This is a genomic window from Streptomyces sp. NPDC016562 (assembly GCF_043076955.1).
Classification (GTDB): Bacteria; Actinomycetota; Actinomycetes; order Streptomycetales; family Streptomycetaceae; genus Streptomyces.
Genome location: NZ_JBIBRZ010000003.1, coordinates 724,351 through 734,849, shown reverse-complemented (window position 1 = coordinate 734,849; position 10,499 = coordinate 724,351). Strand labels below are relative to the sequence as shown.

8 protein-coding genes are annotated in these 10,499 nt (G+C 72.3%); 3 read left to right on the top strand and 5 right to left on the bottom strand.

Annotation, left to right across the window (positions count from 1 at the left end; translation table 11 throughout):
* Positions 1-256 precede the first annotated feature (256 nt).
* Complete coding sequence (locus ACF059_RS18450; RefSeq protein ID WP_360903101.1) at positions 257-1,231, bottom strand: carbohydrate kinase family protein; 975 nt, start codon at positions 1,229-1,231, stop codon at positions 257-259.
* 131 nt (positions 1,232-1,362) lie between these two features.
* On the opposite strand from ACF059_RS18450, the gene ACF059_RS18445 reads away from it, so the two are divergent.
* Together ACF059_RS18445 and ACF059_RS18440 are read left to right on the top strand one after the other, a co-directional pair.
* Positions 1,363-1,572 carry a hypothetical protein gene (locus ACF059_RS18445; protein WP_392058096.1) on the top strand — a complete coding sequence of 70 codons (210 nt, stop codon included), beginning with the start codon at positions 1,363-1,365 and terminating at the stop codon, positions 1,570-1,572.
* Positions 1,573-1,698: 126 nt separating this feature from the next.
* A complete protein-coding gene (locus ACF059_RS18440) occupies positions 1,699-3,144 on the top strand; it encodes a hypothetical protein (RefSeq protein ID WP_392058093.1) in 1,446 nt (481 codons plus the stop codon).
* A gap of 82 nt (positions 3,145-3,226) precedes the next feature.
* Here the strand turns inward: ACF059_RS18440 and erpA are convergent, their stop codons facing one another.
* Positions 3,227-3,583, bottom strand: coding sequence for an iron-sulfur cluster insertion protein ErpA (erpA, locus tag ACF059_RS18435; protein ID WP_214940913.1), 357 nt, complete (start codon positions 3,581-3,583; stop codon positions 3,227-3,229).
* Positions 3,584-3,886: 303 nt separating this feature from the next.
* Here erpA and nadA point away from each other — a divergent pair, with 303 nt between their 5' ends.
* A complete protein-coding gene (nadA, locus tag ACF059_RS18430) occupies positions 3,887-5,074 on the top strand; it encodes a quinolinate synthase NadA (RefSeq protein WP_392058089.1) in 1,188 nt (395 codons plus the stop codon).
* 65 nt (positions 5,075-5,139) lie between these two features.
* Here nadA and ACF059_RS18425 read toward each other — a convergent pair whose 3' ends face one another.
* From ACF059_RS18425 to ACF059_RS18415, 3 genes are all read right to left on the bottom strand, one after another.
* A complete protein-coding gene (locus ACF059_RS18425) occupies positions 5,140-8,268 on the bottom strand; it encodes an efflux RND transporter permease subunit (RefSeq protein ID WP_392058086.1) in 3,129 nt (1,042 codons plus the stop codon).
* A 129-nt stretch (positions 8,269-8,397) separates the two neighbouring features.
* Complete coding sequence (locus ACF059_RS18420) at positions 8,398-9,123, bottom strand: response regulator (protein WP_392058083.1); 726 nt, start codon at positions 9,121-9,123, stop codon at positions 8,398-8,400.
* Positions 9,124-9,274: 151 nt separating this feature from the next.
* On the bottom strand, positions 9,275-10,441 hold the full coding sequence (locus ACF059_RS18415) for a sensor histidine kinase (protein WP_392058171.1): 1,167 nt from the start codon (positions 10,439-10,441) through the stop codon (positions 9,275-9,277).
* Positions 10,442-10,499: the final 58 nt, after the last annotated feature.

The window sequence follows — 10,499 nt, the reverse complement described above, 5'->3', positions numbered from 1 at the left end:
CTCCGCGGGCCCCCGGCCGCCCTCCGGCAACGGTTCGCGACCCTTGGGACGGCCTCCTCCAGACAGGCGGGGCCCCCCCCCCCCCCCCCCCCCGCCCCCCGGGGGGGGGGGGGGGGGGGGGGGGGGGGGGGGGGCCCCCCCCCCCCCCGAAACCCGGCTCCGCCGGGCACCGGGCTCCGCCCGGACCCGCTCCTCAAACGCCGGAGGGGCTGAAAAAGCAAAGGCTGGAACGGCCCGGCCGAGGCGAAGGCGCCGGCTAGGCCAGGTGGGCCTGGACCTCGGCCGCGGCCTCGTCGCCGTAGGCCTTGGTGAAGCGCTCCATGAAGTGCGCGCGGGCCAGGGTGTACTCCTGGGTGCCGAGCGTCTCGATGACCAGCGTCGCGAGCATGCAGCCCACCTGCGCCGCCCGCTCCAGGCTGACGCCCCACGCGAGGCCGGTCAGGAACCCGGCGCGGAACGCGTCGCCGACGCCCGTGGGGTCGACCTTCGCGGTCTCCTCGGGGCAGCCGACGACGATCGGCTCCTCGCCGGCGCGCTCGATCCGCACGCCCTGCGAGCCCAGCGTGGTCACGCGGGTGCCGACCTTGGCCAGGATCTGCTCGTCGGACCAGCCCGACTTCGACTCGATGAGGCCCTTCTCGTATTCGTTCGAGAAGAGGAAGGTCGCGCCCTCCATCAGGGTGCGGATGTTGTCGCCGTCCATGCGGGCGATCTGCTGGGAGAAGTCGGCGGCGAAGGGGATCCCGCGCGTGCGGCACTCCTCGGTGTGGCGCAGCATCGCCTCGGGGTCGTCTGCGCCGATCAGGACCAGGTCCAGGCCGCCCACGCGGTCGGCCACGGCCTTGAGCTCGATCAGGCGGGCCTCGCTCATCGCGCCCGTGTAGAAGGAGCCGATCTGGTTGTGGTCGGAGTCCGTGGTGCACACGAAGCGCGCGGTGTGCAGCACCTCGGAGATGCGGACGGACTCGGTGTCGACGCCGTGCCGGTCCAGCCAGGCGCGGTACTCGTCGAAGTCGTAGCCGGCGGCGCCGACGAGGACCGGGCGGCTGCCGAGCTGACCCATGCCGAAGCAGATGTTCGGGCCGACACCGCCCCTGCGGACGTCGAGGTTGTCGACCAGGAAGGAGAGGGAGACCGTGTGCAGCTGGTCCGCGACCAGCTGGTCGGCGAAACGGCCGGGGAAGGTCATGAGGTGGTCGGTGGCGATGGAGCCGGTGACTGCGATGCGCACGGCGTGGACGCTCCTGCTGAGGACGGCGAGGGACAGTCAAAACTACCCGCTGGGCGGGCCCAGGCCGAACCCCTGAAACTACCCTGAAGTAACTCTTTCTTCGCGTGAGCCTCGGTGCCTACGGTGCCTGCATGACCTACACCGACGGTTTCGGCCGCTCCGAGTACACCGCTGACGAGCTCGACCGGCTGCTGGGCGACTGCGCCCGGATGGCCCCGCACTGGGCGGTCGCGGCCGGTCCCCGGCCGGTCCGCGTGGCTCCCTCGCAGATCAACGGGATCAGCGTCCCGGCCGCCTCGGCGCGGCTGATCGCGGGCACCGCCGCGTACGGGGACCAGTAGGACCCGCCCGGCCGGGGCCGGTCCGGCCCCGGTACGGACCCGTTCGGGAACCGGTGGGGAACCGGTTGGGCGCCTGTTCCGTCACACCCGCATCAGACACTGCGGAACCGGTGAAGGAGCGTTGCGGTGACCAGCGAAGAACCCGACACATCACGCGGCACACGACGGCGGCCGGCCTGGGCCGTCGGCTCGATCGCGGCGGCGGTACTGCTCGCGGGCGGCGGCACCGCCTACTGGGCGTCCACGGCGTACGGCGACGGTACGCCGGGCCGTACGGGCGACAGCGCGGCCTCCGCGCCCCGTGACGCGGGAGACCCCTCGGGCCCGGGCATCGCGCCCGGGGAGCCCGACCCGTCCGGGGCCGGGGTGGTCTACCGGGCCGACGTCAAGCTCCCGGAGGGCCCGGGCACCGCGCCGGTCTTCGTCGCGTCCGGGGAGGTCACCTCGCAGGAGGTGAGCCGGCTCGCCCAGGCCCTGGGCCTCGCCGACGCCCCCCGGCTCAACGGGGAGACCTGGCTGGTCGGGGAGGCGGCCGACGGCTCCGGTCCGCGGCTCACGGTGAACCGCAAGGCGCCGGGGGCCTGGAACTTCGCCCGCCACCAGGCGCCGGGCACCGACAGCGGCAACGGCGCCGGGGACAACTGCGCGCGCGGCAAGGACACCTGCGGCCCGGCCACCCTCCCCCAGGTCCCGGGCGGCGCGGACGCGCCCAAGCCGGTGTCCGAGGAGACGGCCAAGGCCGCCGCCGCCCCGGTGCTGGCCGCGGCCGGGCAGGACGGGGCGAAGCTGGACGCCCGGCTCACGCAGGGCGCGGTGCGGGTGGTCAACGCGGACCCGGTCGTCGGCGGGCTGCCCACGCAGGGCTGGACCACGCAGGTCAGGGTGGGCCCGGACGGATCGGTGCTGTCGGGCACCGGTGAGCTGAAGGCGCCCGTGCGGGCGGCGGCCGAGCAGCCGGTGGTGGGGGCCGTGGAGGCGCTGGCCCGGCTGAACGCGAAGTCGAGCGGGCGGGAGGGCAGCCCGGAGCCCAGCGGCTGCGCGACCTCGGTCCCGCTGGAGCCGGGCGACCCCGCGACCCTGCCGTGCAACCCGGAGCCGCGGCCCATGAAGCCGCCGCGGACGGAGACGGTGCGCGGCGCCGTACTGGGGCTGGCCCCCGGGACGCAGAACGGGGAGCGGGCGCTGGTCCCGGCCTGGCTCTTCGAGGTGGCGGGCCAGGGCGGAGCCCCGGCGCACACGGTGGCCCAGCCGGCCGCCGTCGAGCCCGCAGGCTCCGGCGAGCCGGGCACCGCGGGCCCGAAGGACGGTCGAACCGTGCCCGGGTTCTCGTACGCGCAGGCGGACCGGAAGCTGACGGTGAACTTCTGGGGCAGCGTGTGCAGCACCTACGCCCTGGAGGCGCGGGAGCAGCCGGACACGGTCATGGCGAAGATCACGGAGACGCCGAACAAGCCGGGGCAGGCCTGCATCATGCTCGCGCAGGAGATGTCCCTGACGGCGACGCTCCAGCAGCCGCTGGGCGAGCGGAAGGTGGTCGACGCGACCACGGGCAAGCCGCTCCCCCGGCAGTAGCCCGTACGAAAAGGGCCCGCTCCCGGTCGGATGACCGGGGGCGGGCCCTCGTCGTGCAGGTGGTCCGGCCGGGGCCGGGGTCCTAGCTGAACGAGTCGCCGCAGGCGCAGGAGCCCGTGGCGTTCGGGTTGTCGATGGTGAAGCCCTGCTTCTCGATGGTGTCGACGAAGTCGATCGACGCGCCGTGCAGGTACGGGGAGCTCATCCGGTCCGTGACGACCTTCACGCCGTCGAAGTCCTTCACGACGTCGCCGTCGAGCGAACGCTCGTCGAAGAAGAGCTGGTAGCGCAGGCCGGAGCAGCCGCCGGGCTGGACGGCGACGCGCAGCGCCAGGTCATCGCGGCCTTCCTGCTCCAGCAGGGTCCTGACCTTGTCGGCGGCGGCGTCGGACAGGAGGATGCCGTCGCTCACGGTGGTCTTGTCGTCCTGTACGGACATCTGCATTCACTCCCGAAGTGGGCGGCTCCCCGCCGGAGGCGAGGAAACGTCGGACTCTTGCCGTCGGTGGCAACGAGCGGGACCGCGGATTCATTCCGGGACCCGACGCTTGTTTCAGATATTCCATGCTCGCACACCGGGCGCGGGGTGAACCCGACTGGATCGCCCGGATCCGGGGGCTGATGCGTCACATTGACACTATCGGCATCGTCAAACTGACGTGAAGCGGTTATGATAGATAGCGTCAAGTAGACGAGAAGTCGAAGCGATGATCCAGAAGTCCCTTGTCGCAGAACAGAAAGGGTGCGTGTCGTGACCACCGCCCAGCCGTTGGACGTCCAGCCGACGCCCCTTGCCCTGCTGCTGCTCGGCCGTGAGGCCGACCCCAAGAGCGAGCGCGGAGTGGAGTGCCCCGGCGACCTTCCCTCGCCGTCGGACCCGAACCTGGTGGCGCGCGCCCGCGCGGCCAAGGAGAAGCTCGGGGACAAGGTCTTCATCCTCGGCCACCACTACCAGCGTGACGAGGTCATCGAGTTCGCGGACGTCACCGGCGACTCCTTCAAGCTGGCCAAGGACGCGGCCGCCCGGCCGGAGGCGGAGTACATCGTCTTCTGCGGCGTCCACTTCATGGCCGAGTCCGCGGACATCCTGACCTCGGACGACCAGAAGGTCGTCCTGCCCGACCTGGCCGCCGGCTGCTCGATGGCCGACATGGCCACCGCCGAGCAGGTCGCGGAGTGCTGGGACGTGCTGACCGAGGCCGGTGTCGCCGACGTCACGGTGCCCGTCTCCTACATGAACTCCTCGGCCGACATCAAGGCCTTCACCGGCAAGCACGGCGGCACGATCTGCACCTCGTCCAACGCGAAGAAGGCCCTGGAGTGGGCCTTCGAGCAGGGCGAGAAGGTGCTCTTCCTCCCCGACCAGCACCTGGGCCGCAACACCGCCGTCCGCGACATGGGCATGTCCCTGGACGACTGCGTCCTGTACAACCCGCACAAGCCGAACGGCGGCCTGACCGTCGAGCAGCTGCGGAACGCCAAGATGATCCTGTGGCGCGGGCACTGCTCGGTGCACGGGCGCTTCTCGGTCGACTCGGTCAACGACGTGCGCGCCCGGATCCCCGGCGTGAACGTCCTGGTCCACCCCGAGTGCAAGCACGAGGTCGTGGCGGCCGCGGACTACGTCGGCTCGACGGAGTACATCATCAAGGCGCTGGAGGCGGCCCCGGCCGGCTCCAAGTGGGCCATCGGCACCGAGCTGAACCTGGTCCGGCGCCTGGCGAATCGATTCGCCGCCGAGGACAAGGAAGTCGTCTTCCTCGACAAGACGGTCTGTTTCTGCTCGACGATGAACCGCATCGACCTCCCGCACCTGGTGTGGACCCTGGAGTCGCTGGCGGAGGGCACCCTCGTCAACCGGATCCAGGTCGACAAGGAGACGGAGGGCTTCGCCAAGCTCGCGCTGGAGCGGATGCTCGCGCTGCCGTAACGGACGCGCCGGCGGACACACGAAGGGGCGGTTCCCGTACGGGAACCGCCCCTTCGTCATGCGGGTCAGACGCCGGTCGGCGTCTCCTCCTTCGGGGAGACCACCCTCAGCCGGGCCTCGCCGCGCGCCGAGCGCTTGGCGCGGCGGCGCTCCTTGCGCAGCTCCACCATCGTGTAGAGCGTCGGCACGAGCAGCAGCGTCAGCAGGGTCGAGCTGACCAGGCCGCCGATCACCACGACGGCGAGGGGCTGCGAGATGAAGCCGCCCTCACCGGTGACGCCGAGCGCCATCGGCAGCAGCGCGAAGATCGTCGCCAGGGCCGTCATCAGGATCGGGCGCAGCCGGTGCCGGCCGCCCTCGATGACCGCCTCGACGACGCCCAGTCCCTGGGCGCGGTACTGGTTGACCAGGTCGATCAGGACGATCGCGTTGGTCACCACGATGCCGATGAGCATCAGCATGCCGATCATCGCCGGGACGCCCATCGGGGTGCCGGTGACCAGGAGCAGACCGAGCGCGCCGGTCGCCGCGAACGGGATGGACACCAACAGGATCAGCGGCTGGACCAGCGAGCGGAACGTCGCGACCAGCAGCATGAACACGATCGCGATGGCCGCGAACATGGCCAGGCCCAGCGAGGCGAAGGCCTCGTCCTGGTCCTCGGAGACGCCGCCGATGGAGGCCGTGGCGCCCTCCGGCAGGTCCAGCGCCTTGAGCTTGGTCTGGAGCTCGGAGCTGACCGCGCCCGTGTTGTCGCCCAGCGGCCGCGCCGTGACGGTCGCGGCGCGGGCGCCGTCGATCCGGGTCATCGCGACCGGGCCGGGGACCTCCTTGACCTCGGCGATGTCGCCGAGCTTCAGGGGGCCGACCGGCAGCGCCTGCAGTTCGGCCAGGGTGGTGGCCGGCTGCGCGGACTTGATGACGATGTCGCGCTCGGTGTCGTCCAGTACGGCCTTGCCCGCCGGGTTGCCCCGTACGGCCTGCGCCACGACGGCGCCGAGCGCGGCCTGGTTCAGGCCCGCCTCCGCGGCCTTGGGGGTGGCGGTGACGGAGATCCGCGGCACGGACTGGGACAGGTCGCTCTGGACGTCGGTGACGTTCTTCAGGGCGGCGACCTCGGCGCGGACCTGCTCGGTGGCCTTGGCGAGGACGTCGCCGTCCCCGGCCTTGACGACCACGCTGAGGTTCTGGCTGCCGAAGGCGTCGCCCACCGTGATCCGGGTCCGGCCGATGCCGTCGAGCTTGGCCAGCTCGCCCTCGATCCGCTTCTTCACGGCGTCCGCCTCGCCGGCGTCCTCGAGCGAGACCTGGAACGAGGCCTGGTTGGAGCCCGTACCGCCGCCGAAGGCCGCGAGGAAGCCGGAGGAGCCGACGGTGACCTGGTAGCTCTTGACGCCGTCGATCGAGGCCAGCGCCTTCTCGATCTTGCGGCTCGCCTCGTCGGAGGCGCCCAGCGAGGTGCCGGGGGCGAGCTCCTGCTTGACCGTCAGGATGTCCTGCTCGCCCTGGTCGAAGAAGTTCGTCTTCAGCAGCGGGGTCATCCCGAAGGTGCCGAGGAGCACGACGACCGCGATGGCCGCACTGGTCAGGCGGCGCCGGGTGGCGAAGCCCAGGACCCGTACGTAGAACCGCTGGAGCTTGCTGCGCGCCTCCTTCTCCTCGGCCTCGCGCCGGGCCCGGGCGGCGCTCTCGGCGTCCCCGGCCGCGACGCCCTTGGGCGCGCTCAGGAACCAGTACGAGAGCACGGGTACGACGGTGAGGGAGACGAGCAGCGAGGCCAGCAGGGCCGCGGTGACGGTGAGCGAGAAGGAGCCGAAGAGCTCGCCGATCATGCCGCCGACGAGGCCGATGGGCAGGAAGACGGCGACGGTGGTGAGCGTCGAGGAGGTGACCGCGCCGGCCACCTCCTTGACCGCGGTGAGGATGGCGGTCTCGCGCTCCTCGCCGTAGCCGAGGTGGCGCTTGATGTTCTCCAGGACCACGATCGAGTCGTCGACGACGCGGCCGATGGCGATGGTGAGGGCGCCGAGCGTCAGCATGTTGAGCGACAGGTCGCGGGTCCACAGCACGATGAGCGCGAGGACCACGGACAGCGGGATGGACACCGCGGTGACCAGGGTCGAGCGCAGCGAGGCCAGGAAGACCAGGATCACGAGCACCGCGAAGACCAGGCCGAGCAGGCCCTCGGTGGTCAGGCTGGAGATGGACTTGGCGACGGCCGGGCCCTGGTCGCTGACGACGGTCAGCTCGGCGCCGGAGCCGAGGGCGGAGCGCAGCTCGGGCAGCTTGTCCTTGACGGCGTCGGAGATGGCGACGGCGCTGCCGTCCTTGTCCATGGTGAGGACGAGGGCGAGGCTGGGCTTGCCGTTGGTACGGGTGAGCGAGACGGCCTTGGCGGGCTCCTGCTTGACGGTGGCCACGTCGCCGAGGCGGACGGCCGGCTTGCCCGGGCCGGGGCTCAGGCGCAGGTCCTCCACCTGGGCGACGGACGTGTAGCCGGCGCCCACGCGGACGGTGCGGTTCTTGCCCGCCTCGTCGAAGGAGCCGGCGGGTACGCTCGCGCCACCCGCCTGGAGGCCCTGGGCGAGGGCGGCGCCGTCGAGGCCGGCGGCCGCGAGCTTGGCGTCGTCGGGGGTGACGGTGACCTGGAGGTCCTGGACGCCGTCCACGGTCACCTGGCCGACGCCGTCGATGTCCGAGAGGACGGGGACGACGGACCGGTCCAGCTGGTCGGCGAGCGCCTGCTGGTCCTTGTCGGAGGTGACGGCGAGGATGACGGTGGGGATGTCGTCGGTGGAACCGGCCACCACCTGCGGGTCCACCTCGGCGGGCAGCCGGACCCGGGCCCGGTTGACGGCCTGCTGGACGTCGGCGACGAGCTGCTTGGTGCCGCTGTCGCCGTAGTCGAAGGTGGCCATGACGAGGGCGTTGCCCTCGCTGGCGGTGGACGTGATGCCGGTGATGCCGTCGACGCCCTTGAGCATGGCCTCGATCGGTTCGACGACCTGCTTCTCCACCACGTCGGGCGAGGCGCCCTGGTACGGCGCGAGCACGGACACCATCGGCAGTTCGATGGAGGGCAACAGCTGCTGCTTGAGCTGCGGGATGGCTATGGCCCCGAAGAGGAGCGCGACGATCGACACGAGGCCGACCAACGCCCTTTGGGCCAGGCTGAACCGGGACAGCCACGACATGGGTGTGAGATCTCTCTGCAGTGACGAACGCAAGGGCCTTTCCAGCCTCTCCCGCGCCGCGGGCGTCGTGCGTCGCTCCCAGGTCCCGTCCTTATCCGCGGCATACCGCGTCCGCAGTACGCCGTACTACTACGCCTCCTGCGCTCGCGGATGGACCAGGCCCGATTCGTAGGCAATGACCACCAATTGGGCCCGGTCGCGGGCGCCGAGCTTGGCCATGGCCCGGTTCACGTGGGTCTTGACGGTGAGCGGGCTGACCTCCAGCCGTCCGGCGATCTCGTCGTTGGACAGGCCCGCGGCGACGTGGACGAGGACCTCGCGCTCCCGGACGGTCAGCGCGGCGAGCCGCTGCGTGTGCGCCCCGGACCCGGCCACGGAGGGGTCGGCGCCGCCGCCCTGGGCGAGGAAGGTGGCGATGAGCCCCTTGGTGGCGGCCGGGGAGAGCAGCGCCTCGCCGGCGGCGGCGACGCGGATGGCGTTGAGCAGTTCCTCGGGCTCGGCGCCCTTGCCGAGGAAGCCGGAGGCGCCGGCCCGCAGGGCCGCGGCCACGTACTCGTCGACCTCGAAGGTCGTCAGCATCACCACGCGCACGGCGGCGAGGTCGGGGTCGGCGCTGATCATGCGGGTGGCGGCGAGCCCGTCGGTACCGGGCATCCGGATGTCCATGAGCACGACGTCGGCGCGGGTCCGGCGGGCGAGCTCGAAGGCCTGCGCCCCGTCGGAGGCCTCCCCGACGACCTCCATGTCGGGCTCGGAGTCGACGAGCACCTTGAAGGCGCTGCGGAGCAGGGCCTGGTCGTCGGCGAGCAGCACTCGGATCCGGCTCACGGGGCTGGCGTCGGCAGGCGCGGTCATGGGCTCAGGGTAGGCGCGTCACCGGCTCACCACGTCACGGGGTCACCGGGTCAGTGGGTCACCGGGTCAGTGGGTCACCGGGTCAGTGGGTCACGGGTCGCCGGGTCACCCGGTCACGGCGTCACTCGGGTCGCCAGGTCACCGGGGCGCCTCACACCGGCAGGACCGCGTGGACGCGGTAGCCGCCGCCGAAGCGGGGGCCCGCGAAGCAGGATCCGCCCAGGGCGGTGGCGCGCTCCCGCATGCCGAGCAGACCGTGGCCGCCGCCGGGCTCCGCGTCGCGGGGCTCCGCGCCGCCGCCGTCGTCCAGGACCGTCACCTCCACCGAGGGTCCGACCCGGACCACGCTCACCTCCGCCCTGACCCCGGGGCCCGCGTGCTTGCGTACGTTGGTCAGCGCCTCCTGGATCACCCGGTACGCCGCCAGGTCCACCGCGGCCGGCAGCGGCCCGGCCCCGGTGTCCAGCTGGACGATCACGTCCACGGGCAGCCCGGCGTGCCGGAAGGTGTCCACCAGGTCGTCCAGGACGCCCAGCCCGGGCGCGGGCTCGGTGGGCGCCTCGGGGTCGCCGGACTGCCGCAGCAGCCCGACGGTGGCCCGCAGCTCGTTCAGCGCGGAGCGACTGGCGTCCCGTACGTGGGCCAGGGCCTCCTTGGCCTGGTCGGGCCGCTTGTCCATGACGTGCGCGGCCACGCCCGCCTGCACGTTGACCAGGGCGATGTGATGGGCCACCACGTCGTGCAGGTCCCGCGCGATCCGCAGCCGTTCCTCGGCGACCCGCCGCCGGGCCTCCTCCTCGCGGGTCCGCTCGGCGCGCTCGGCCCGTTCCCGGATGGCGTCGACGAAGGCCCGCCGGCTGCGCACGGCGTCCCCGGCCGCCGCGGCCATCCCGGTCCAGGCGAAGATCCCGATGTTCTCCTGGGCGTACCAGGGCAGCGGCCCGGCGAGCATGGCCACGCCCGTCAGCCCCGTCATGGTGAGCAGCCCGATCCGCCAGGTCGTCGGCCGGTCGGTGCAGGAGGCGACCGTGTACAGGGCGATCACCGTGGACATGACGACGGGCGCCCGCGGATCCCCGGTGGCCAGCTCCAGCAGGGAGAGCCCGCAGGTCACGGGGAGCACGGCGCGCGGCTGGCGGCGCCGGAACACCAGGGCGGCGGCGCCCAGGAGCATCAGCAGCAGCGAGAACGGGTCGGGGGTGCGCGTCCCGAAGGTGGGCCCGTGGGGCCCGTTCGGATCGGCGAAGGAGCCGACGACCATGGCGACGAACGCCCCGAACGCCAGCACGGCGTCGGTGGCCAGCGGATGCGTCCGCATCCACTGCCGGCTGGGGCCGAACCGCCCGGGCTCTGTCGTCACGCGGATACGGTACGGG